Raw genomic sequence first — 22,859 nt, 5'->3', positions numbered from 1 at the left:
TCTTACTTCTCCTTCTTGGCGCCGTAGCGGCTGCGGGCCTGCTTGCGGTTCTTGACACCCTGGGTGTCAAGGGAGCCGCGGATGATCTTGTAGCGAACACCGGGCAGGTCCTTCACACGGCCGCCGCGCACGAGCACGATGGAGTGCTCCTGCAGGTTGTGTCCCTCACCCGGAATGTAAGCAGTGACCTCGATACCGCTGGTCAGACGCACACGCGCGACCTTACGCAGGGCCGAGTTCGGCTTCTTCGGGGTGGTCGTGAACACACGCGTGCAGACGCCACGACGCTGAGGGGAACCCTCGAGTGCGGGCGTCTTGTTCTTCTCGACCTTGTCCTGCCGGCCCTTCCGGACCAGCTGCTGGATCGTAGGCACTACTTCTCCGGTTTCTGTGTGCCGAATGGTGAAGCTAACCTGGAACGTCGCCGACCCACGCGGTCGGGTGTGTCGGATTCCGCGGACTCCTGCCGAACGGCAGAAGGGGGCGCGGATCGCGGTGGCCACTTCGTCACTCCGGTGCGGTTTGAAGGCACGCACGAGGATCAGGGCACACCCCAGGCACAAGGTCTGAGCGTACCCAGCGCAATCACTTCGGTCAAAACAAAAGAAGCGGGACCGGTTGGGGAGGGCCTGAGCTGCGGTTTTATCCGTGGTCTCCGATATACCACGAAAGCCAACGACACGCGAACGGGAGCGGGCGCGGAGTCCCGGGCTGCGCAAGACGGTCAGGTCTTCCACTCGCCGGGTGCCCGGAGCGCCCCCTGGGACATCCCCCTGGGGACGGTCCGTGCCCTGCCGAACAGAACTCGATCGCGCTCTTCCCGCTGGTCCGGGCCTGATCCGAGCGGTCTCGGAGACCACGGGCAGCGGCCCGCACGCCGGCGGGCGCGCAGTGGCGTCTCCACGACTCCGCGATCCTCCTCTCCGTCCACTCCCCTTCGTCGACAAGCAACACCGTGTTCTTCACCACGGCCGCAGTGGCGGCGGAGCCGTCCCCGCCCTGCGTGAATCTCCGAGACGGGGATTCCGTGACGGGTGCCGTTCAGGTGCCGTCGGCCGCGGCCAGGTACTCGGCGACGAGACTGTTCGGCAGGCGGCCCTTGGAACTGACCGGCCGCCCGTTCACCTTGGCCCAACGCCGCACCTGTTCCGGGGCGACGTCAGGAGTGGCCCGCTCGGGATTCCGTACCGCGGCTTCCTCCTGCTCCGCCGAGAGCACGTGGTGGTCCGAGGCGGACGACCCGGCAAGTCCGGGAAGGCCGTCCTCCAGGGCGTCGGCGAAGGTACGCAGTCGAGCCGCGACGAGTTGGGGCGGTGCTGTCGCGATGAATTCACCGTTCTTCGTCCTGACGGAGGCTGCCAGTAGTGGATTGCTCAGGAGCGAAAGTGCATCCTCGATCTCACGAGGGCTGAGGGGATTTCTCTCCGTGCCCTTACTCATGCGCCAGATGTCGCGAGCGGTCAGCGCGCCCTCGTTGAATTCGATGTCATTCTCGTCATTACCACTCTCCCAGAGAGCGCTCGACACCTGCCCGACGGCTTCGAGACTGCGTGTGGCAGAAGTCCAGACAGAGTGCGCAGACCCGGACAGGATGATGTCGAACAACTCCTGAGGAAAGAGTCGCGCACCGCGTGAACGATTGAGCCACTCCGCGATGTTGCCCGCGGAGATGAGTGGGATGTTTTTCTTCTTGGCCCACTGCGGCAGGCGACCACCGAAGTCTGGCCCCACCACGATGACCCGTTCCGCCCTGTGAATCTTCCGATGCTCCTCCAGAGCGTCGAATTTGATGTCGTTCTCGTGGACCACACCAGCCGAGTCCGTCTTCACTTCGACAGTCACACGGCAGCGCCTCGTGGGAGAAATCCAGAAGACCACGAGCAGGTCCGTCTTTCCAGGTCCACCATGCTGTTCGACTTCCAGGCCCAAGAGGCGGAAGGCGACCGCTACGGCTTCCTCGAACCGTCGGGGGTTGGCGCTGTCGAAGGCCGCATCGAGGACCTCTTGCACATGGTTGCCCATCTCCGCGGACGAGGTATCCGCCGGCCCGGCTTCCTGGCTTTCGCGATGAGACGAGGAGTGGGCTTCGGCCCGCTCCAGGTAGGGAAGGGCAGCGTGGAACAGTTCACCCAGAGGGGTGATCCGATACCGGGTATGGCCGATGCGCTCGATGAGTTCCGCGTCGTTAAGAATGGCAAACCGGCGTGTCAGCTCCCCGCGGGAGAGCCGGTGACCAGGGAATCTGAGGGTCAGCCAGCGCAAAACCGCCCCGGTTTCCGACTCCTCGCGCAGAGCCGAGAGGACCTCGCCGACCAGCGCGACCTTGCAATGCAGGATGCGCACGAGGTCAAGCGGGTTCCCTGAATCCAGCCACTCGACGGCCACCGGAGCTGGGGCGAAGGTGTGCATGCCGACCTGCTCGAGGATGTTCAAGGCTCTGAGTGACCACAGTGTCTGCTCGGCCGAGGATTTCTTGACGGTGAACTGGTCGACGCATTGCTGAATGTAGTCGTCCTTGGTCGTGGACGGGGAGGCCAGGTCTGCGAGAATACGGAAATTTTCCAGAGAACTCCCGCCGGCGAGATACCCCAACTGCGGCTTGCGGTGAGCCAGTGCGTTCTGGTCGAGCCTTTCGAGTGCCGCAAGCGTAAGCGGCCCTGCAGGCTTCAGTTCGGGCGCTTTCTGATACAGGTCCGTGAACCCCGGGATTTCGTTCGTCTGTGTGAGCTGAAGGGCATCGCGCAGCGAACGGCCGCGATCGGTCAGTACCACCTGATTACTGTGATCCCACAGCTCCGCAAGACCGAGGGCGCGCAACCAACTCGAGCGCCGACGTACTTGGTCGAGGGTTCCCCATTTCAGCCCGTATGAAATCTCCGCCGCCTTGTTGAGCTCGGTGTGACTCCTTCCTGAATCAATCTCGCGCAACATCTCGCCCACGAAGCGGACGTTCGCGTGAAGAACCGCGCCCAAGTAGTCGGCGTCCTCACGGTCCAGGAAGACCCGGGCTTCGTGCGACAGACGCAGCGTGTCCCTGCCTTTGACGATGAGTCCGCAGGAGCCAAGACTGTGCACGGCCGCCTTGATTGTTGTTTCCGCACCGGTAACGGGCCAGGTGAACGGCCTTTCCACCGCCCCGTCACACTCGATGTCGCGCAATAGGTGACGTAAGTTCGGGATCATCTGATCCACGTTGCCAGGGACCCAGGGGATGGAGCTGGATCGCTGTGTCCATCGACGAGGGACTGGAAAATCGGCGAGGTTCGCTTCGATGGTGAGCATCGATCCCTCCCAGTTGAGACCTTCATGTATGGGATTAATACCCTAGCTTTCACGATGGCTTAGCGGATAAATCCTCCACTTAATGGTGAAGCGGGATCACTATTGATCATCCGAATAAGGTCGTTGCTCGTTTTTCCCGTGATTCAGACTGACCGGCGTGACGAGTCCGAACACGCCGAAGGGCGGTCACCCCGCAACGGGGTGACCGCCCTTCAGAACCCACTACTACTGGTTGTACGGACCGTAGTCGTAGTCCTCCAGCGGAACGGCCTGGCCGGAGCCCGTGCCGAACGGCGAGTAGTCGATGTCGTCGTAGCCGACGGCCGAGTACATCGCGGCCTTCGCCTCCTCGGTCGGCTCGACCCGGATGTTGCGGTAGCGGGACAGACCCGTACCGGCCGGGATGAGCTTACCGATGATGACGTTCTCCTTGAGGCCGATGAGCGAGTCGGACTTGGCGTTGATCGCCGCGTCGGTGAGGACTCGCGTCGTCTCCTGGAAGGACGCCGCCGACAGCCAGGACTCCGTGGCCAGCGAGGCCTTGGTGATACCCATGAGCTGCGGACGACCGGAGGCCGGGTGACCGCCCTCCTGGACCACACGACGGTTCTCGTGCTCGAACTTCGAGCGCTCGACCAGCTCGCCGGGCAGCAGCTCGGCGTCGCCGGACTCGATGATCGTCACGCGGCGGAGCATCTGCCGGATGATGATCTCGATGTGCTTGTCGTGGATCGACACACCCTGCGAGTTGTAGACCTTCTGGACCTCGCCGACCAGGTGGACCTGGACGGCACGCTGGCCCAGGATGCGCAGCACGTCGTGCGGGTTGGTGGCACCCACGGTGAGCTTCTGGCCCACCTCGACGTGCTCGCCCTCGCTGACCAGGAGCCGGGCGCGCTTCGAGATCGGGAACGCCGTCTCGTCGCTGCCGTCGTCCGGGGTGATGACGAGCTTCTTGGTCTTCTCGGTCTCCTCGATCCGCACGCGGCCCTGGGCCTCGGAGATCGGGGCGACACCCTTCGGGGTACGGGCCTCGAAGAGCTCGACGACACGCGGCAGACCCTGGGTGATGTCGTCACCGGCCACACCACCGGTGTGGAAGGTACGCATCGTCAGCTGGGTACCGGGCTCACCGATGGACTGGGCGGCGATGATGCCGACCGCCTCACCGATGTCGACCAGCTTGCCGGTGGCCAGCGAACGGCCGTAGCACATGGCGCAGGTGCCGACGGCGGACTCACAGGTCAGGACCGAGCGGGTCTTGACCTCCGAGACGCCACGGGCCACCAGCTCGTCGATGAGGACGTCACCGAGGTCGGTGTTGGCCGGGGCCAGCACCACGCCGTCGACGACGATGTCCTCGGCCAGCGCACGTGCGTACACGCTGGTCTCGACGTTCTCCGCCTTGCGCAGCACACCGTCCGCGCCGACCTCCGCGATGTGCAGCTTGAGGCCGCGCTCGGTGCCGCAGTCCTCCTCGCGGATGATGACGTCCTGCGAGACGTCCACCAGACGACGGGTCAGGTAACCCGAGTCGGCGGTACGCAGGGCGGTGTCGGCGAGACCCTTACGGGCACCGTGCGTGGAGATGAAGTACTCGAGGACGGAGAGGCCTTCACGGAAGGACGCCTTGATCGGACGCGGGATGGTCTCATTCTTCGCGTTCGACACCAGACCACGCATACCGGCGATCTGCCGCATCTGCATCATGTTTCCTCGGGCACCCGAGTCAACCATCATGAAGATGGGGTTCGTCTTGGGGAAGTTCGCGTTCATCGCCTCGGCGACCTCGTTGGTCGCCTTGGTCCAGATCGCGATGAGCTCCTGCGTGCGCTCTTCCTTGGTGATCAGACCGCGCTCGTACTGCTTCTGAACCTTCTCGTCCTGCGCCTCGTAGCCCGCGACGATCGCCTTCTTCGCCTCGGGGACGACGACGTCGGAGATGGCCACGGTGACACCGGAGCGGGTGCCCCAGTAGAAGCCGGCCGCCTTCAGGTTGTCGAGCGTCGCCGCCACGATGACCTTGGGGTAGCGCTCCGCCAGGTCGTTGACGATCTCGCCGAGCTGCTTCTTGCCCACCGAGTAGTCGACGAACGGGTAGTCCTCGGGCAGCAGCTCGTTGAAGAGCGCGCGGCCCAGGGTGGTGCGCAGCCGGAAGGTGTCACCGGTCTGGTACTCCGGCTCGCCCTCCTCCACGACCGGCGGGGTCCAGCCGCGCGGCGGGATGGTGCCCACCGGGAAGCGGATGTCGATCGCCGACTGCAGCGCCAGCTCGCCGGCGTCGAACGCCATGGTCGCCTCGGCCGTGGAGCCGAACGCCCGGCCCTCGCCCTTGGTGTCACGCAGTTCGCCGTCGGTGGTGAGGAAGAACAGACCGAGGACCATGTCCTGGGTCGGCATCGTCACCGGACGGCCGTCGGCGGGCTTGAGGATGTTGTTCGAGGACAGCATCAGGATGCGGGCCTCGGCCTGCGCCTCCGCGGACAGCGGCAGGTGCACGGCCATCTGGTCGCCGTCGAAGTCCGCGTTGAACGCGGTGCAGACGAGCGGGTGGATCTGGATGGCCTTGCCCTCGACCAGCTGCGGCTCGAAGGCCTGGATGCCGAGACGGTGCAGGGTGGGCGCACGGTTCAGCAGCACCGGGTGCTCGGCGATGACCTCTTCGAGGACGTCGTACACGACGGTGCGGCCGCGCTCCACCATGCGCTTGGCGCTCTTGATGTTCTGCGCGTGGTTCAGGTCGACCAGGCGCTTCATCACGAACGGCTTGAAGAGCTCCAGCGCCATGGCCTTCGGCAGACCGCACTGGTGCAGCTTCAGCTGCGGACCGACGACGATCACGGAACGCGCGGAGTAGTCCACCCGCTTGCCGAGCAGGTTCTGACGGAATCGACCCTGCTTACCCTTCAGCATGTCGCTGAGGGACTTCAGCGGACGGTTACCGGGACCGGTGACCGGGCGACCGCGACGGCCGTTGTCGAAGAGCGCGTCGACGGCCTCCTGGAGCATGCGCTTCTCGTTGTTCACGATGATCTCGGGCGCACCGAGGTCGAGAAGGCGCTTCAGGCGGTTGTTGCGGTTGATCACACGGCGGTACAGGTCGTTCAGGTCGGAGGTCGCGAAGCGGCCACCGTCCAGCTGCACCATCGGGCGAAGGTCCGGCGGGATGACCGGCACGCAGTCCAGCACCATGCCCTTGGGGCTGTTGCTGGTCTGCAGGAACGCGGAGACGACCTTCAGGCGCTTGAGCGCACGGGTCTTCTTCTGGCCCTTGCCGGTACGGATGATCTCGCGGAGCTTCTCGGCCTCCTCGTCGAGGTCGAAGGACTCCAGGCGCTTCTGCAGCGCCGCGGCACCCATCGAGCCGTCGAAGTACGTGCCGAAGCGGTCACGCAGCTCGCGGTAGAGCAGCTCGTCGCCCTCCAGGTCCTGGACCTTGAGGTTCTTGAAGCGGGTCCACACCTCGTCGAGGCGGTCGATCTCGCGCTGCGAACGGTCGCGCAGCTGCTTCATCTCGCGCTCGGCACCCTCGCGCACCTTGCGGCGCACGTCGGCCTTGGCGCCCTCGGCCTCGAGCTCGGCCAGGTCGGTCTCGAGCTTCTTGGCACGGGCTTCGAGGTCGGAGTCCCGGCGGTTCTCGACCTGCTGGCGCTCCACGGAGACGTGCGCCTCCAGGGAGGGCAGGTCGCGGGTGCGGCGCTCCTCGTCGACGAACGTGATCATGTACGCCGCGAAGTAGATGACCTTCTCCAGGTCCTTCGGGGCGAGGTCGAGCAGGTAGCCCAGGCGCGACGGGACACCCTTGAAGTACCAGATGTGCGTGACGGGGGCGGCGAGCTCGATGTGGCCCATCCGCTCACGGCGCACCTTGGCGCGGGTCACCTCGACGCCGCAGCGCTCACAGATGATGCCCTTGAAGCGGACACGCTTGTACTTGCCGCAGTAGCACTCCCAGTCCCGGGTGGGGCCGAAGATCTTCTCGCAGAAGAGCCCGTCCTTTTCCGGCTTGAGCGTGCGGTAGTTGATCGTCTCGGGCTTCTTGACCTCGCCGTGGCTCCACTGACGGATGTCGTCAGCGGTGGCCAGGCCGATCCGGAGCTCGTCGAAGAAGTTGACGTCGAGCACTATGCGTCAATCCCTCTCAGGGTTGTGAGTCTTTGGTCTGATACGGGGGCCTGGGGGTCGGCGGGGGCCACGCGCGGTGGCGAGGCCCCTACCGGACTCCCGTCAGACCTCTTCGACGCTGCTCGGCTCGCGCCGGGACAGGTCGATGCCGAGCTCCTCCGCCGCGCGGAAGACGTCCTCGTCGGTGTCACGCATCTCGATGGACATACCGTCGCTGGACAGCACCTCCACGTTCAGGCAGAGCGACTGCATCTCCTTGATGAGGACCTTGAAGGACTCGGGGATGCCGGGCTCGGGGATGTTCTCGCCCTTGACGATGGCCTCGTAGACCTTCACGCGGCCGGTGACGTCGTCGGACTTGATGGTCAGCAGCTCCTGGAGGGCGTACGCGGCGCCGTAAGCCTCCAGCGCCCACACCTCCATCTCGCCGAACCGCTGGCCACCGAACTGGGCCTTACCACCCAGCGGCTGCTGGGTGATCATCGAGTAGGGGCCGGTCGACCGGGCGTGCAGCTTGTCGTCGACCAGGTGGTGCAGCTTGAGGATGTACATGTAGCCGATGGAGATCGGGTCCGGGAACGGCTCACCGCTGCGGCCGTCGAACAGCCGCGCCTTGCCGGACGGCTGCACCAGGCGGTCGCCGTCGCGGTTCGGGATGGTGTGCTGGAGCAGACCCGCCAGCTCGTCCTCGCGGGCACCGTCGAAGACCGGGGTGGCGACGTTGGTGCGCGGGGCGACCTGGTCGGCGCCGATGACCTGGAGGCGCTGGGCCCAGTCGTCGGCGAGGCCGGAGACGTCCCAGCCGCGGCTGGCGAGCCAGCCGAGGTGGATCTCCAGGACCTGTCCCGGGTTCATTCGGGACGGGACACCCAGCGGGTTGAGGATGATGTCGACCGGGGTGCCGTCCTCCAGGAACGGCATGTCCTCGATCGGCAGGATCTTGGAGATGACACCCTTGTTGCCGTGCCGGCCGGCCAGCTTGTCACCGTCGGTGATCTTGCGCTTCTGGGCGACGTACACCCGGACCAGCTGGTTGACGCCGGGCGGCAGCTCGTCGCCCTCCTCGCGGTCGAAGACGCGGACGCCGATGACCTTGCCGATCTCGCCGTGCGGGACCTTCAGCGAGGTGTCACGGACCTCACGGGCCTTCTCACCGAAGATCGCGCGCAGCAGGCGCTCCTCCGGCGTCAGCTCGGTCTCGCCCTTGGGCGTGACCTTGCCGACGAGGATGTCACCGGCGACGACCTCGGCACCGATCCGGATGATGCCGCGCTCGTCGAGGTCGGCGAGGACCTCCTCGGAGACGTTCGGGATGTCCCGGGTGATCTCCTCGGGGCCGAGCTTGGTGTCACGGGCGTCGACCTCGTGCTCCTCGATGTGGATCGAGGAGAGGACGTCGTCCTGCACGAGGCGCTGCGACAGGATGATCGCGTCCTCGTAGTTGTGACCCTCCCACGGCATGAAGGCCACGAGCAGGTTCTTGCCGAGGGCCATCTCGCCGTTCTCGGTGGCCGGACCGTCGGCCAGGACCTGGCCCTCGATGATCCGGTCGCCCTCGTTGACGATGACCTTCTGGTTGACCGAGGTGCCCTGGTTGGAGCGGGCGAACTTGGCCAGGCGGTAGGTGATGTAGGTGCCGTCGTCGTTGGCGGTGGTGATGTAGTCGGCGGAGACCTCCTGGACCACACCCGCCTTCTCGGCCTTGACCACGTCACCGGCGTCGACGGCGGAGCGGTACTCCATGCCGGTGCCGACGAGCGGGGACTCGCTCTTGATGAGGGGCACGGCCTGGCGCATCATGTTCGCGCCCATGAGGGCGCGGTTGGCGTCGTCGTGCTCCAGGAACGGGATCATGGCGGTCGCGACCGACACCATCTGGCGCGGCGAGACGTCCATGTAGTCCACGTCTTCACCGGCGACGTAGTCGACCTCGCCGCCACGGCGGCGGACCAGGACGCGGTTCTCGGAGAAGCGCATGTCGTCGTTGAGGCCGGCGTTGGCCTGCGCGATGACGAATCGGTCCTCTTCGTCGGCGGTCAGGTAGTCCACCTCGTCGGTGACCTGGCCGTCGACGACCTTGCGGTACGGGGTCTCGACGAAACCGAACGCGTTGACGCGACCGTAGGAGGCGAGCGAGCCGATCAGACCGATGTTCGGGCCTTCAGGCGTCTCGATCGGGCACATACGGCCGTAGTGCGACGGGTGCACGTCACGGACCTCGAAGCCGGCCCGCTCACGGGAGAGACCACCCGGGCCAAGCGCCGACAGACGGCGCTTGTGGGTGAGACCCGACAGCGGGTTGTTCTGGTCCATGAACTGGGACAGCTGGCTGGTGCCGAAGAACTCCTTGATGGAGGCGACGACCGGCCGGATGTTGATCAGGGTCTGCGGCGTGATCGCCTCGACGTCCTGGGTGGTCATGCGCTCACGCACGACGCGCTCCATACGCGCCAGACCCGTACGGACCTGGTTCTGGATGAGCTCGCCGACGCTGCGCAGACGACGGTTGCCGAAGTGGTCGATGTCGTCGGTCTCGACGACGATCGAGCCACCGCTGTCGCCGACCGTCTCGGTCTCGCCCGCGTGCAGCTTCACCAGGTACTTGATCGTCGAGATGATGTCCTCGACGGTCAGGATGCCGGCGTCCAGCGGGGCGTCCGCGCCCAGCTTCTTGTTGACCTTGTAGCGGCCGACCTTGGCGAGGTCGTAGCGCTTCGGGTTGAAGTACAGGTTCTCGAGCAGCGTCTGCGCGGCCTCACGCGTGGGGGGCTCGCCCGGACGCAGCTTGCGGTAGATGTCGAGCAGCGCGTCGTCCTGGCCCTGGGTGTGGTCCTTCTCCAGGGTGGCGCGCATCGACTCGTACTCGCCGAACTCCTCGAGGATCTGCTCGGTCGTCCAGCCGAGCGCCTTCAGGAGGACGGTCACGGACTGCTTGCGCTTGCGGTCGATACGGACACCGACCATGTCGCGCTTGTCGATCTCCATCTCCAGCCAGGCACCCCGGGAGGGGATGATCTTGGCGGAGAAGATGTCCTTGTCGGACGTCTTGTCGATCGAGGAGTCGAAGTAGACACCCGGCGAACGGACCAGCTGCGACACCACGACACGCTCGGTGCCGTTGATGACGAAGGTGCCCTTGTTCGTCATGAGCGGGAAGTCGCCCATGAAGACCGTCTGGGACTTGATCTCACCGGTCTCGTTGTTGGTGAACTCGGCCGTGACGAAGAGCGGGGCGGCGTACGTGAAGTCGCGCTCCTTGCACTCGTCGATGCTGTTCTTCGGCGGCTCGAAACGGTGGTCGCGGAAAGTCAGCGACATCGACCCGGAGAAGTCCTCGATCGGGGAGATCTCCTCGAAGATCTCCTCCAGACCGGACTTGGTGGGGACGTCCTGACCGGACTCCAGAGCCTCCTCGACCCGACTCTGCCAGGCGGTGTTGCCGAGCAGCCAGTCGAAGCTCTCGGTCTGCAGCGCGAGCAGGTTGGGAACCTCGAGAGGCTCCTTGATCTTTGCAAAAGAGATGCGCAGCGGGGCGGTGCTGGCGCCGTTGTTCGTATTCGCGTTCGAGGCAGTGCGCGAGGCGGCCAAGAGGGGGTCCTTCCGAGGGCTCGGACTCACTACGCGCTCCCCGGTCCCTTCCCGGACACAGAGACAGAAACCCCAGTTCAGAGGAGGTTCGGTCGTCGGCATTCGGGTGAGGGCAGACCCCTGGTGACGGGCAGGGGACAGCTAACAGGCAGCGCAAAGGGTCAGTGTAGCCACTTGGCACACTGATGTCCAGTCTCCATTTTCTGAGACCCTCGCCATCGTCAACGCCTGCGTCATGCCTGCCCTCAACGCACGTTGATACTGCCCTCTTCGTCGCCGATCCATGCCTCGGATTCGGACCGTTCTGGCGACGCGTCCTGAGAATTGCGCGCTGCGTGCGGTTCGTCAAGGCCCCCCTGCGCAAACCCGGTGCGCCAGGGACACGACGAAGATCACCATACCCCCCGCCGGGGCGGGTGCAAGGTAACCGTGGTCGGCCTCCCAGGAACGCCGAAGAGCGACCACCCGGATGGATGATCGCTCTTCGCGGTCCGCGCGTTACAGCCCCGAAGGACGTGTTTCAGCGCACAGAGGTCTGATCGACCTCAGAGGCCTTACTTGACCTCGACGGAGGCGCCGGCGCCCTTGAGGGACTCGGCGGCCTTCTCGGCGGCGTCCTTGGCGACCTTCTCGAGGACGGGCTTCGGGGCGCCGTCCACGAGGTCCTTGGCCTCCTTCAGGCCGAGCGAGGTCAGCTCACGCACGACCTTGATGACCTGGATCTTCTTCTCGCCGGCACCGGTGAGGATGACGTCGAACTCGTCCTTCTCCTCCTCGACCGGGGCGGCGGCGGCCGGACCGGCCGGGCCCGCGACGGCAACCGCGGCGGCGGCGGTGACGTCGAACTTCTCCTCGAACGCCTTCACGAACTCGGAGAGCTGGATGAGGGTCATGCCCTCGAACTCGGCGAGCAGTTCGTCCTGGGTGAGAGCCACGATGGCTTTCCTTCCACTAATTTCGGCTGGTGCCGGATGTACATGTCTGGCGGGCGTACGCCTTGCGGCGTTACTGCGTAGACGTTCGGCCCGCTAACGACCTCTGCCTCGGGCGGGAAGCCTCAGGCGGCGGTCATTTCGGGAGCCGAATTACTCGGCACCGCCCTGCTCGTCCTGCTTGGCACGGAGCGCGTCCACGGTGCGGACGAGCTTCGAGGGAAGCGCCTGGAAGAGCTGAGCAGCCTGCGTCTGCTTGCCCTTCATGGCGCCCGCCAGCTTGGCGAGCAGAACCTCGCGGGACTCGAGGTCCGCAAGCTTCTTGATCTCGTCGGCGGACAGCGCCTTGCCGTCAAGGACACCGCCCTTGATGACGAGGTTCGGGTTGTCCTTGGCGAAGTCACGAAGACCCTTCGCCGACTCCACCGGGTCACCGGTGACGAAGGCGACCGCCGTCGGACCGTTGAACAGGTCGTCGAGCGTCGAGATCCCGGCCTCGTTGGCCGCAATCTTGGTCAGCGTGTTCTTCACCACGGCGTACTGGGCGTTCTCACCGAGCGAACGGCGCAGCGTCTTGAGCTGCGCCACGGTGAGACCCCGGTACTCGGTCAGCACGGCGGCGTTCGAGCTGCGGAACTGCTCCGTCAGCTCGGCTACCGCGGCAGCCTTGTCGGGCCTTGCCATAGAGCGTCGGCCTCCTTCCGGGTGATGAGGACCGCTCAGAAGGGGCTGGAAAAACGAAACGCCCCGGCGCAGGCGCACGGGGCGTAGCTCGACCGAACACACATACGTGAGCATGTGTCCCGGGAGCACTTCCACAGTCACCTGCGCGGGTCGTCCGCGGTTCAGCGGATCCTTCGGCCACCGCACGCTCTTACGAGCACACGGCAACGACCAGCGGTCTTTGGCTTCGTCAGGAGCGTACGGGATCGGTGCACTGTCAAGCAAATCGGCTCCGCCCGGCGCTCCTGGGCGGCCCTGGGCGCTCGGCGCCCCTCGGCGCGCTCCTCGGCGCTCAGGAGGCGGTGCCGCCCTGTTTCTTCAGCAGCGTCCTGAAGTCCTCGGTGTCGCCGGCCGGGGGCCGCTCGGCGGTGACCTTCACGCCGTAGTCGCTGTAGTAGGCGGTCTGGGTCATCGCGCCGTTCGCCGTGGCGGCTTTCTCGATCTTCTTGACCAGCAGGTCCTTGTCGTCGACCCAGATGTCGACGGTCTCGGTGCCGACGCCGGCCTGGGTGAGCTGGTCGCGCAGCTCGCTCTCGCCGCTCAGGTCGGAGACGCTCACCGTGCCCGAGTAGTGGGTGGTGTGGACGCCGGAGACCTGCTCCTCGCCCGTCCTGCGCACGTCCCCGGAGGCGAGCAGCAGCCGTACCGACTGGTTGGGCGTGGTGTTGCGCATCAGGTCGGTCATCATCGCGCCCGAGCCGCCGCCCAGGGTGGCGAGGTAGTCGTACGGGTACTTGATCCAGTGCTTGCCGCCCAGCTGCCGGGCGAAGGCGGGGCCGACCTTGGCGTAGTAGGCGTCCCGGAGGTACCGGGTCTCCAGGGAGGTGGAGTCGAGCCGGCGCATCAGGTCGGCGGTGCTGCCGCCGGTGTAGGTGATGGTGAGCGTGCCGGTGAGGCCGTCCGTCCAGCCGAGGGTGCCCTCGGCCTCGGTGGACATCAGGGAGCCCAGCGCCGTGGTGGAGCGGACCCGCACCGACCGGGCCTGGTGCGTGGACCGCTCGGCGGAGCGGAGGGCGGACATGGCGCGCGCCTGGTGGGCGGTGCCGCCGCCGGTGTCCGGGTCTGCCGTGGAGGTACAGGCGGCCACCCCGGTCAGCGCGGTCGCCACCGCGAACGCCAGGGCCGCCCGGCGCACACTCGACCTCGTCATCTCGGCCCACCCCCCTACGAGTTCCGCACCCCCGACGCTAACCCAGGCCACTGACAGCCGTGGCCGAAGTCCGCCAAGGCCGGGCCGGCGTACCCGGAAAACGGAGCGGGCCCCGCAACCCTCTCGGATTGCGGGGCCCGTCCTGTTGCCGACGCGTCCCTGACGCGGCTGCCGGACCGAGCGCGGGGCTCAGACGGCGGCCGGGTCCTCCTCGGTGAGGAGGTTGCGGGTGCGGTTCGGGTCGACCGGGATACCGGGACCCATGGTGGTGCTGACCGCGGCCTTCTTGATGTAGCGGCCCTTGGCGGCGGACGGCTTCAGACGGAGGATCTCCTCCAGCGCGGCGCCGTAGTTCTCCACCAGCTTGTCGTCCTCGAAGGACGTCTTGCCGATGATGAAGTGCAGGTTCGAGTGCTTGTCGACGCGGAACTCGATCTTGCCGCCCTTGATCTCGGTCACAGCCTTGGCGGTGTCCGGGGTCACGGTGCCGGTCTTCGGGTTCGGCATCAGACCACGCGGGCCGAGGACGCGGCCGAGGCGGCCGACCTTGCCCATGAGGTCCGGGGTGGCGACGACGGCGTCGAAGTCCAGACGGCCCTTCGCCACCTCGTCGATCAGCTCGTCGGCGCCGACGATGTCGGCGCCCGCGGCACGCGCGGCCTCGGCACGGTCACCGGTCGCGAAGACCAGGACCCGGGCGGTCTTACCGGTGCCGTGCGGGAGGTTCACGGTGCCACGGACCATCTGGTCGGCCTTGCGCGGGTCGACACCCAGACGGAAGGCGACCTCGACAGTGCCGTCGAACTTGGTCGTGGAGGTCTCCTTGGCGAGACGGACGGCCTCGAGCGGGGCGTACAGCTTCTCCCGGTCGATCTTCTCGTCCGCAGCGCGAAGGGCCTTGCTGCGCTTGCTCACAACTTGCTCCTGTGGGTTCTGAAGGAGTCGTGGTGTACGGGCCGAGCAGGCCCTGCCACGGTGGTTCTACGAAGGTGGGGGTCAGCCCTCGACCGTGATGCCCATGGAGCGGGCGGTGCCGGCGATGATCTTCGACGCGGCGTCCAGGTCGTTGGCGTTGAGGTCGGGCAGCTTGGTCTGGGCGATCTCGCGGACCTGCGCCTCGGTGATCTTGGCGACCTTGGTCTTGTGCGGCTCGCCGGAGCCCTTCTCGACACCAGCGGCCTTGAGGATCATCTTCGCGGCCGGCGGGGTCTTGGTGACGAAGGTGAAGGAACGGTCCTCGTAGACCGTGATCTCCACCGGGATGACCCAACCGCGCTGCGACTCGGTCGCGGCGTTGTAGGCCTTGCAGAACTCCATGATGTTGACGCCGTGCTGACCGAGCGCGGGGCCGACCGGCGGGGCCGGGTTCGCCGCACCGGCGTTGATCTGGAGCTTGATAAGCCCCGTGACCTTCTTCTTCTTGGGAGGCATAGCTCTCCGGGTCCTTTCATTTCGGGTCCTGCCTACGCGAGGGGACCAACCCGAACGCAGGCATACCGCACAACGATAACGGGTATAGATGCGCGGCCAAAAACCGAGCAGGTCAGGCGGCTGGAACAGCGCGCCTGACCTGGTCGGAAGCTTCTTCCGGAAGAGGCTAGTTCTTCTGGATCTGGTCGAACGACAGCTCGACCGGCGTCTCGCGCCCGAAGATCTCCACCAGACCCTTGACCTTCTTGGAGTCGGGGTTGATCTCGTTGATCGTCGCCTGCAGCGTGGCGAACGGACCGTCGGTCACCGTCACCGAGTCGCCCACCTCGAAGTCCAGCACCTGGACCTCGACCTTGCGCTGCGGCGCCGGCTTGCCCTCGGCCTCCGCCGCCTCGCGCGCCGCCTTCTCCTCGGCCTCCGGCGCGAGCATCTTGACGATCTCGTCCAGGGTCAGGGGGTAGGGGTCGTAGGCGTTGCCGACGAAGCCGGTGACACCCGGGGTGTTGCGGACGACACCCCAGGACTCGTTCGTCAGGTCCATACGGACGAGGACGTAACCGGGCAGCTTGTTCTGCTTGATGGTCTTGCGGTCGCCGTTCTTGATCTGGACGACCTCTTCCTGCGGCACCTCGGCCTGGAAGATGTAGTCCTCGACGTTCAGCGAGACGGCGCGCTGCTCCAGGTTGGTCTTCACGCGGTTCTCGTAGCCGGCGTAGGTGTGGATGACGTACCACTCGCCCGGCAGCAGCCGCAGTTCCTCGCGGAGCGCCTGGACGGGGTCGACCGGCTCGGCGGGCTCTTCCTCAGCGGCCTCGGCGGCCTCTTCGACCTCGTCGGCGTCTTCCTCGGCAGACTCGTCAGCCTCGTCGGCGTCTTCCGCGTCGACATCCTCGTCCTCGTCCTCGACGTGGACGGCGGTCTCCTCGGCCGGCTCCCCCAGTTCGGCTTCGGCAGCCTCGAACTCGTCCTGCTCGTCCGCGCCCTCGACGATGTCGAGCTCGTCGTCGACCGCCTCGGCCGCCTGCCCGCGGGGCTCGGTGGCGTCGTCGTTCAGGTTCGGGTCAGACACGATGGCTGCTTCTTCCTGGATACATAGGGGTGGAACATGCGAAAAGGGGCGCCGGCACCACGGCGCCCTTCGCTCTGTGCTCAGCCGAAGACGTACTTGGCAGCGTGGTTGAGTCCATAGTCAATCACGGTCACCAGAGCGATCATGATGGCGACGAAGAAGATCACCACGGTGGTGTACGACGTCAGCTGGTTGCGAGTCGGCCAGACGACCTTGCGGAGCTCCGCGACGATCTGGCGGTAGAAGGTGGCAAGGCGCTTCAGCGGGCCCTTCTTGGCACGCTTACCGCCCTTGCGGGCCTTCTTCTTGGACTCCGATACCTCGTCCTGGGCATCAGGCGTATCGATGGAGCCCACGGCGTCCGTCATTCATCCTCACCTGATCCCGGGTCGTGGCCGTGCCGCGCCCGGTTCCTGAGCCGCACGGCGGTGCAATACTTGTACGTACATGCGCACACATCCTGGCGGTGTGTGTAGCAGGGCCGGAGGGACTTGAACCCCCAACCGCCGGTTTTGGAGACCGGTGCTCTACCAATTGAGCTACGACCCTTTGCTGTGTCCCCCAACGTACCGCATCCGGCCGAGTGCTCGGAGTGCACCCGCTCGGTCGCGCCTGCTGAAGGCCAACGAGGAGTGAGTGTACGTGGTCCGCGGCGCCGCGTCGAACAGAAAATGGCAGTCCGGGGCGACCGTACGGAAGATCGTCCTGGCCGGGGACCGGATCCGCACGCTTGTTCACGGTCCGGCCCGTGGTTGTTCAGTCTGTGAAACCGGCGTGCCAGGCAGGTTTCCGGTCTGAAACGATGGGCCCCATGAGCGCTGCAACCCCTCCCACCGAGCGCCGGGTCTCCGCCCGAGTCGGCGCGATCTCCGAGTCCGCCACCCTCGCCGTGGATGCCAAGGCCAAGGCCCTGAAGGCCGCCGGGCGCCCGGTGATCGGCTTCGGCGCCGGTGAGCCCGACTTCCCGACCCCGGACTACATCGTCGACGCCGCGATCGAGGCCTGCAAGAACCCGAAGTACCACCGGTACACGCCGGCCGGCGGTCTGCCCGAGCTGAAGGCCGCGATCGCCGCGAAGACGCTGCGCGACTCCGGCTACGAGGTGGACGCGAGCCAGGTCCTCGTCACCAACGGCGGCAAGCAGGCGATCTACGAGGCCTTCGCCGCGATCCTGGACCCGGGCGACGAGGTCATCGTCCCGGCCCCGTACTGGACGACGTACCCGGAGTCGATCCGTCTCGCCGGCGGTGTCCCGGTGGAGGTCGTCGCGGACGAGACGACCGGCTACCGCGTCTCCGTGGAGCAGCTGGAGGCGGCGCGCACGGAGAGGACGAAGGTCGTGCTCTTCGTCTCCCCGTCCAACCCCACCGGCGCGGTCTACAGCGAGGCCGAGACCGAGGCGATCGGCCGCTGGGCCGTCGAGCACGGCCTGTGGGTGCTGACCGACGAGATCTACGAGCACCTCGTCTACGGCGACGCGAAGTTCACCTCGCTGCCGGCGATCCTGCCCGAGCTGCGCGACAAGTGCATCGTCGTCAACGGTGTCGCCAAGACGTACGCGATGACGGGCTGGCGGGTCGGCTGGGTCATCGGCCCCAAGGACGTCGTCAAGGCGGCCACGAACCTCCAGTCGCACGCCACCTCGAACGTCTCCAACGTGGCGCAGGTCGCCGCCCTGGCCGCCGTCTCCGGCGACCTGGAGGCCGTGGCGAAGATGCGCGAGGCCTTCGACCGGCGCCGCAGGACCATCGTGCGGATGCTCAACGAGATCGACGGCGTGGTCTGCCCGGAGCCCGAGGGCGCCTTCTACGTGTACCCGTCGGTCAAGGCGCTGCTCGGCAAGGAGATCCGCGGCAAGCGCCCGGCCTCCTCGGTGGAGCTGGCCGGACTGATCCTGGAGGAGGCCGAGGTCGCGGTCGTACCCGGCGAGGCCTTCGGCACGCCCGGCTACCTGCGGCTGTCGTACGCGCTCGGTGACGAGGACCTCGCCGAGGGCGTGAGCCGGCTGCAGAAGCTGCTGGCGGAAGCCCAGGACTGACGTCTTCCACGAAGGTGCGCGCCCACGCGCGCGTGCGGGCCGTCTCCCTCCGGGGAGGCGGCCCGCACGCGTGTGCCTGTTCGCGGATGCCCGCTTACGTGTGCGAGCAAGGCCACTAACGGGGAATCGGCTACCGGTACGGCGGCCGCGTACGGCAGGATCCTGGAATGGAGCACGTACGTGATGTCTCTGAGCTGCCGAAGGCTCATCTGCATCTGCACTTCACCGGTTCGATGCGGCCGGCGACCGTCCTGGAGCTGGCCGACAAGTACGGCGTACGCCTCCCCGAGGCGCTCACCGACGCCCTGACCAGCGGCGAGCCACCGAGACTACGAGCCACCGACGAACGCGGCTGGTTCCGTTTCCAGCGGCTGTACGACGCTGCGCGCTCCTGTCTGAGAGAGCCCGAGGACATCCGGCGCCTGGTCCGGGAGGCCGCCGAGGAGGACATCAGGGACGGCTCGGGCTGGCTGGAGATCCAGGTGGACCCGACGTCGTACGCCCCGCGCCTGGGCGGGCTGATCCCGGCGCTGGAGATCATCCTGGACGCGGTGGAGACGACGTCCAGGGAGACGGGTCTCGGCATGCGCGTCCTGGTGGCCGCGAACCGTATGAAGCACCCTCTGGACGCGCGCACGCTCGCGCGGCTGGCCGTGCGGTACGCGGACCGGGGTGTGGTCGGCTTCGGGCTCTCGAACGACGAGCGGCGGGGCATGGCGCGGGACTTCGACCGAGCGTTCCACATCGCCCGCGAGGGCGGCCTGCTGGCGGCCCCGCACGGCGGCGAGCTGACCGGCCCGGCGTCGGTGCGGGACTGCGTGGACGATCTGCACGCCTCCCGGATCGGGCACGGTGTGCGGGCGGCGGAGGACCCGAGGCTGCTCAAGCGCCTGTCGGACCGGGGCATCACCTGCGAGGTGTGCCCGGCCTCCAACGTGGCGCTGGGCGTCTACGAGAAGCCCGAGGACGTTCCGCTGCGCACCCTCTTCGAGGCGGGCGTCCCGATGGCGCTCGGCGCCGACGACCCGCTCCTGTTCGGCTCCCGCCTGGCCGCCCAGTACGACATCGCGCGCGTGCACCACGGTTTCACGGACGCCGAACTCGCGGAGCTGGCCCGGCAGTCGGTACGGGGTTCGGCGGCGCCGGAGGACGTGAAGACGAAACTGCTGGCGGGCGTCGACGCGTGGCTCACCGCGCCGGTGTCCTGATCACGGGTGCCGGTCTCCGGATCAGGGGCGCCGGAAGTGGGCGTAGGGCGGGTACGCCTTGAAGCAGACCAGGACCTCGACGGGGTGCCCGCCACCTGGCGGCTGTCGCAGCCCCCACAGCCCTGACAGCAGTGCCGAGTGTCCCTCGGCCACTCGTTTCTGCCAGGGCCCCCAGCCAGCCGTGTAGGCCAGGGACATGGCGGTCTCGGCGAAGGCGTCCCGGCCGCCGAAAAGGAAGAAGGTGTTCGCGTGGGTGGTGTGCCGTAGCTCGTCCCGGCGGTCGTGGTACCGCCACCGCGCGCGCCAGGCGGCGGCGTCCCGCGCGGTCCGCGCCTCGTCGGTGCGGACGGTGAGCGGGCTGCCGCCCTGCCGCAGCCGCCGGCGCAGCTCGGGCCACCGCGAGGCGCGCAGGCCCAGCGAGCCGTGGGCCAGGACGAGATCGACGAGCGGTCCCTGCCCTTCGTCGGGCGGCACCCCGTCCCGCAGCGGCACATGGACGATCGTGTGCGGTGAGTGGGCGGCGAACGAGAACAGCCCGGCGAGCCGGTTGAGCCCGTCGTGGTCGCCCGTGAGGGTGCCGACGGGCGCGGGCCCGCGCAGGGAGGTGTGGCGCAGAGGCTGCCGGGGCTGGACGACGCGGTGCTCGTGCGGACCGGTGCGGGGCCGGAACTCGCGGAGTCTCAGCCGCATACGCAGTGCCTCATGGCATCAGGGTCGCGGGCGGCCGGGTTCCTCGGCAACGGAGATTCCGGCGAGCAGGGTGCGGACGAGCCGGGCGGCGAACGTGTCCACCGGCGGGCGCCGGCCGGTCGGGGTGGCCTCGAAGGCGAAGACGCGCTGGACGCAGGCGCCGAGCAGCAGGGAGGCGGCGGCGAAGGTGTCGGCGCCCTGGCGGATCCGGCCGGCGGCCTGTTCGGCGCGCAGGTAGGCGTCGAGGGCCTCGATCGGCACATGCGGGCCGGCGCCGATCGTCCGCAGCTGCTCGTCGAGCCGGTGTTTGAGCTGCTTCTCGGCGTAGAGGGAGGCGGCGATCGGGAAGCTCTCCTCGTAGAAGAGGGCGGCCTGGCGTGCGATCCGGGTGAGGTTCTCCTCCAGGGAGCCCCGGCCGGGTTCGTGGGAGAGCTCGCCGAGCAGCGGGATCAGCCGGGGCAGCCGCTCGGACAGGACGTGCACGAACAGCTCTTCCTTGCTGGGGAAGTACTTGTAGAGCGCCGCCTCGGAGCAGCCGGCCGCCCTGGCGATCTCCTTGGTGGTGGCGCGGGCGAGCCCGGCGGTGCGCATCAGCTCGTGAGCGGCGTCGAGGATGCGGACGCGGGCCGGTTTCTGCTCCATGACGCCCAAGGATCACATGCCCTTTCCTGCGGGTGCGACGGATGTCCCGAAGAGCCTTGACGGGTGGGTGAGTACTTACCCACTCTGGAGACGAACAGGGGTGAGTGAACACTCACCCACCCCCTGGCGTACGTGCACGCATGAGCACACGGGAGCAGTCATGAACCTCACCGTCTTCGGCGCGACCGGCGGGATCGGCCGGGAGATCGTCCGCCAGGCGCTGGCCTCCGGTCACCGGGTCACCGCGGTCGTTCGCGACCCCGCCAGGCTGACCGTGACCGGCCCCGGCCTGGAGGTGGTCCGCGCGGACCTCACCGACCCCGAGGCGGTCCGCCCCGCGGTCACCGGCCGGGACGCGGTCCTCTCCGGCCTGGGTCCGCGCGGCCGGGGGGACGCCGGGGTCGCCGCCCGCCTGACCCGCACGGTCCTGGCCGCGATGCAGGCCGAGGAGGTAAGGCGCCTCGTGGTGGTCAGCGCGGCCCCGGTGGGCCCGGAACCGGCCGACGGCCTCCTGGACCGCACCGCGCGCGGCCTGGTCGCCAAGGTCCTCAAGCCGGTCTACGACGACCTGCGCGAGATGGAGGCGGAGCTGTCCGGCAGCGGCACCGACTGGACGTCGGTCCGCCCGCCCCGCCTCCAGGACAAGCCCCTCACCGGCACCTACCGCACGGTGGTCGGCGGTTTTCCCCCGAAGGGCCGCTTCATCGCCCGAGCGGACGTGGCCCACGCCATGCTGTCGATGATCGAGGACGCGGGGACGGTGAAGCAGGGGGTGGGGGTGGCGTACTGAAGCGACCCGCAAGGGCGGGGCCGTGTCTCAAACGGGCCCCGCACCCCTCGGTACGGCCGCTACAGGCTCACGCCCACGGTCACCGGCTCGTTGACGAGCGTCACACCGAACGCCTTGTGGACACCGGCGACGACCTCACGCGCCAGCTCCAGCAGATCCTCGGTCGTGGCCGCGCCGCGGTTGGTCAGCGCCAGCGTGTGCTTGGTGGAGATCCGGGCCGGCCCGCTGCCGTACCCCTTGCCGAACCCGGCCTTGTCGATCAGCCAGGCCGCCGAGGTCTTGGTACGCCCCTGGCCTGCCGGGTAAGCGGGCGGCTCGGCCTCGTCCCCGAGCCGCTCACGCACGCGCGCGTGGAAGTCGGCGAGCTGCTCGTCCGTGAGGATCGGGTTGGTGAAGAAGGACCCCGCCGACCAGGTGTCGTGGTCCTCGGGGTCGAGCACCATCCCCTTCCCGGCGCGCAGTTCGAGCACGGTCTCGCGTACGCGGGCCAGCGGCTCCCGGTCCCCCTGCGCCACTCCGAGTGCCCGCGCGACCTCGGCGTACCGCACCGGCGCCGACAGCCCGGCCGCGTCCTCCAGCCCGAAGCGCACGCGCAGGACGACGTAGCGCTCGGGGTCGGCCTTGAACCGGCTGTGCCGGTACGAGAACGCGCACTCCTCGTTGGCGAGCGTCACCGTCTCACCGGCCCGCCGGTCGTAGGCGACGACCTCGGTGATGGTCGAGGAGACCTCCTGGCCGTACGCCCCGACGTTCTGGATCGGCGTGGCGCCCGCGGACCCCGGGATTCCGGCGAGGCACTCGATGCCCGCGAGGCCCGCCTCGACGGTGCGGGCGACCGCGTCGGTCCAGACCCCGCCGGCCGCCAGCTCCAGCGTCGTACCGCGTGCTTCGAAGCCGGTGGTGGCGATGCGCAGGGCGGTGCCGTCGAAGCCCTTGTCGCCGATGACCAGGTTCGAGCCGCCGCCGATGACCAGCAGCGGGGTGCCGCTGTCGTCGGCCTCGCGGACGGCGGCGATCACCTCGGCGTCGGTGGTCGCGGTGACCAGCCGGGTGGCGGGGCCGCCGAGCCGGAAGGTGGTGAGGGGGGCGAGGGGGGCGTCGTGGAGTTCCTGCACGCGCCCAAGACTACGAGACGCCACCGACACTCCCTCCGTCACGAGCCGCACGCGCGCGTGGGGCCCCGTCCACCGG

Annotated in this window: 17 protein-coding genes and 1 tRNA gene; 3 read left to right on the top strand and 15 right to left on the bottom strand. The window is 67.6% G+C overall.

Features of this window, described 5'->3' with window-relative positions; genetic code table 11:
- Positions 1 to 2: 2 nt before the first annotated feature.
- From rpsL to ACFWXC_RS20810, 12 genes are all read right to left on the bottom strand, one after another.
- Positions 3 to 374: a 30S ribosomal protein S12 gene (rpsL, locus tag ACFWXC_RS20865; protein WP_003948652.1), complete on the bottom strand. Its 372-nt coding sequence runs from the start codon at positions 372 to 374 to the stop codon at positions 3 to 5.
- A 667-nt stretch (positions 375 to 1,041) separates the two neighbouring features.
- Positions 1,042 to 3,282 carry a hypothetical protein gene (locus ACFWXC_RS20860; protein ID WP_384480695.1) on the bottom strand — a complete coding sequence of 747 codons (2,241 nt, stop codon included), beginning with the start codon at positions 3,280 to 3,282 and terminating at the stop codon, positions 1,042 to 1,044.
- Between the two features lie 225 nt (positions 3,283 to 3,507).
- Positions 3,508 to 7,407, bottom strand: coding sequence for a DNA-directed RNA polymerase subunit beta' (locus ACFWXC_RS20855; RefSeq protein ID WP_384480693.1), 3,900 nt, complete (start codon positions 7,405 to 7,407; stop codon positions 3,508 to 3,510).
- Between the two features lie 102 nt (positions 7,408 to 7,509).
- On the bottom strand, positions 7,510 to 10,995 hold the full coding sequence (gene rpoB, locus ACFWXC_RS20850) for a DNA-directed RNA polymerase subunit beta (protein WP_382528382.1): 3,486 nt from the start codon (positions 10,993 to 10,995) through the stop codon (positions 7,510 to 7,512).
- Positions 10,996 to 11,549: 554 nt separating this feature from the next.
- Positions 11,550 to 11,933 carry a 50S ribosomal protein L7/L12 gene (gene rplL, locus ACFWXC_RS20845; RefSeq protein ID WP_351694530.1) on the bottom strand — a complete coding sequence of 128 codons (384 nt, stop codon included), beginning with the start codon at positions 11,931 to 11,933 and terminating at the stop codon, positions 11,550 to 11,552.
- A gap of 147 nt (positions 11,934 to 12,080) precedes the next feature.
- Positions 12,081 to 12,611: a 50S ribosomal protein L10 gene (gene rplJ, locus ACFWXC_RS20840; protein WP_351693785.1), complete on the bottom strand. Its 531-nt coding sequence runs from the start codon at positions 12,609 to 12,611 to the stop codon at positions 12,081 to 12,083.
- A gap of 331 nt (positions 12,612 to 12,942) precedes the next feature.
- A complete protein-coding gene (locus tag ACFWXC_RS20835) occupies positions 12,943 to 13,800 on the bottom strand; it encodes a hypothetical protein (protein WP_384480691.1) in 858 nt (285 codons plus the stop codon).
- 189 nt (positions 13,801 to 13,989) lie between these two features.
- Positions 13,990 to 14,715 (bottom strand): 50S ribosomal protein L1, encoded by a 726-nt coding sequence (rplA, locus tag ACFWXC_RS20830; protein WP_189268819.1) that lies wholly within the window; start codon positions 14,713 to 14,715, stop codon positions 13,990 to 13,992.
- 81 nt (positions 14,716 to 14,796) lie between these two features.
- Entirely contained in the window at positions 14,797 to 15,231 is a 435-nt protein-coding gene (rplK, locus tag ACFWXC_RS20825; protein WP_037858373.1) for a 50S ribosomal protein L11, read from the bottom strand.
- Between the two features lie 166 nt (positions 15,232 to 15,397).
- The gene (gene nusG, locus ACFWXC_RS20820) at positions 15,398 to 16,300 is read right to left on the bottom strand and encodes a transcription termination/antitermination protein NusG (protein ID WP_384480688.1); all 903 of its coding nucleotides are present in this window, start codon (positions 16,298 to 16,300) and stop codon (positions 15,398 to 15,400) included.
- An 80-nt stretch (positions 16,301 to 16,380) separates the two neighbouring features.
- A complete protein-coding gene (gene secE / locus ACFWXC_RS20815; protein WP_053661906.1) occupies positions 16,381 to 16,668 on the bottom strand; it encodes a preprotein translocase subunit SecE in 288 nt (95 codons plus the stop codon).
- A 108-nt stretch (positions 16,669 to 16,776) separates the two neighbouring features.
- Positions 16,777 to 16,849 (bottom strand) — tRNA-Trp (locus ACFWXC_RS20810).
- Between the two features lie 262 nt (positions 16,850 to 17,111).
- Here ACFWXC_RS20810 and ACFWXC_RS20805 point away from each other — a divergent pair.
- Both ACFWXC_RS20805 and ACFWXC_RS20800 read left to right on the top strand, forming a co-directional pair.
- The gene (locus tag ACFWXC_RS20805; protein WP_384480685.1) at positions 17,112 to 18,338 is read left to right on the top strand and encodes a pyridoxal phosphate-dependent aminotransferase; all 1,227 of its coding nucleotides are present in this window, start codon (positions 17,112 to 17,114) and stop codon (positions 18,336 to 18,338) included.
- 167 nt (positions 18,339 to 18,505) lie between these two features.
- Complete coding sequence (locus ACFWXC_RS20800) at positions 18,506 to 19,546, top strand: adenosine deaminase (RefSeq protein ID WP_384480683.1); 1,041 nt, start codon at positions 18,506 to 18,508, stop codon at positions 19,544 to 19,546.
- 21 nt (positions 19,547 to 19,567) lie between these two features.
- On the opposite strand, the gene ACFWXC_RS20795 is transcribed toward ACFWXC_RS20800, so the two are convergent.
- Together ACFWXC_RS20795 and ACFWXC_RS20790 are read right to left on the bottom strand one after the other, a co-directional pair.
- Positions 19,568 to 20,236 (bottom strand): hypothetical protein, encoded by a 669-nt coding sequence (locus ACFWXC_RS20795; protein ID WP_384480681.1) that lies wholly within the window; start codon positions 20,234 to 20,236, stop codon positions 19,568 to 19,570.
- Between the two features lie 18 nt (positions 20,237 to 20,254).
- Positions 20,255 to 20,878 carry a TetR/AcrR family transcriptional regulator gene (locus ACFWXC_RS20790; protein ID WP_384480679.1) on the bottom strand — a complete coding sequence of 208 codons (624 nt, stop codon included), beginning with the start codon at positions 20,876 to 20,878 and terminating at the stop codon, positions 20,255 to 20,257.
- Between the two features lie 160 nt (positions 20,879 to 21,038).
- Here ACFWXC_RS20790 and ACFWXC_RS20785 point away from each other — a divergent pair, with 160 nt between their 5' ends.
- Complete coding sequence (locus tag ACFWXC_RS20785) at positions 21,039 to 21,668, top strand: NAD(P)-dependent oxidoreductase (RefSeq protein ID WP_384480677.1); 630 nt, start codon at positions 21,039 to 21,041, stop codon at positions 21,666 to 21,668.
- A 59-nt stretch (positions 21,669 to 21,727) separates the two neighbouring features.
- Here ACFWXC_RS20785 and ACFWXC_RS20780 read toward each other — a convergent pair whose 3' ends face one another.
- Positions 21,728 to 22,783, bottom strand: a complete 1,056-nt coding sequence (locus ACFWXC_RS20780) for a UDP-N-acetylmuramate dehydrogenase (RefSeq protein WP_384480675.1) — start codon at positions 22,781 to 22,783, stop codon at positions 21,728 to 21,730.
- Positions 22,784 to 22,859 lie beyond the last annotated feature (76 nt).

This window comes from Streptomyces sp. NPDC058683, from assembly GCF_042716195.1.
Lineage (GTDB): Bacteria > Actinomycetota > Actinomycetes > Streptomycetales > Streptomycetaceae > Streptomyces.
This window is presented reverse-complemented; position numbering and strand designations above follow the sequence as displayed.

Coding starts and splice junctions, on each gene's coding strand:
- ACFWXC_RS20860 (WP_384480695.1), bottom strand. CDS start 3,282: ATGCTCACCATCGAAGCGAACCTCGCCGATTTTCCAGTCCCTCGTCGA.
- rplJ (WP_351693785.1), bottom strand. CDS start 12,611: ATGGCAAGGCCCGACAAGGCTGCCGCGGTAGCCGAGCTGACGGAGCAG.
- ACFWXC_RS20835 (WP_384480691.1), bottom strand. CDS start 13,800: ATGACGAGGTCGAGTGTGCGCCGGGCGGCCCTGGCGTTCGCGGTGGCG.
- rplK (WP_037858373.1), bottom strand. CDS start 15,231: ATGCCTCCCAAGAAGAAGAAGGTCACGGGGCTTATCAAGCTCCAGATC.
- secE (WP_053661906.1), bottom strand. CDS start 16,668: ATGACGGACGCCGTGGGCTCCATCGATACGCCTGATGCCCAGGACGAG.
- ACFWXC_RS20805 (WP_384480685.1), top strand. CDS start 17,112: ATGAGCGCTGCAACCCCTCCCACCGAGCGCCGGGTCTCCGCCCGAGTC.
- ACFWXC_RS20800 (WP_384480683.1), top strand. CDS start 18,506: ATGGAGCACGTACGTGATGTCTCTGAGCTGCCGAAGGCTCATCTGCAT.
- ACFWXC_RS20795 (WP_384480681.1), bottom strand. CDS start 20,236: ATGCGGCTGAGACTCCGCGAGTTCCGGCCCCGCACCGGTCCGCACGAG.
- ACFWXC_RS20790 (WP_384480679.1), bottom strand. CDS start 20,878: ATGGAGCAGAAACCGGCCCGCGTCCGCATCCTCGACGCCGCTCACGAG.
- ACFWXC_RS20785 (WP_384480677.1), top strand. CDS start 21,039: ATGAACCTCACCGTCTTCGGCGCGACCGGCGGGATCGGCCGGGAGATC.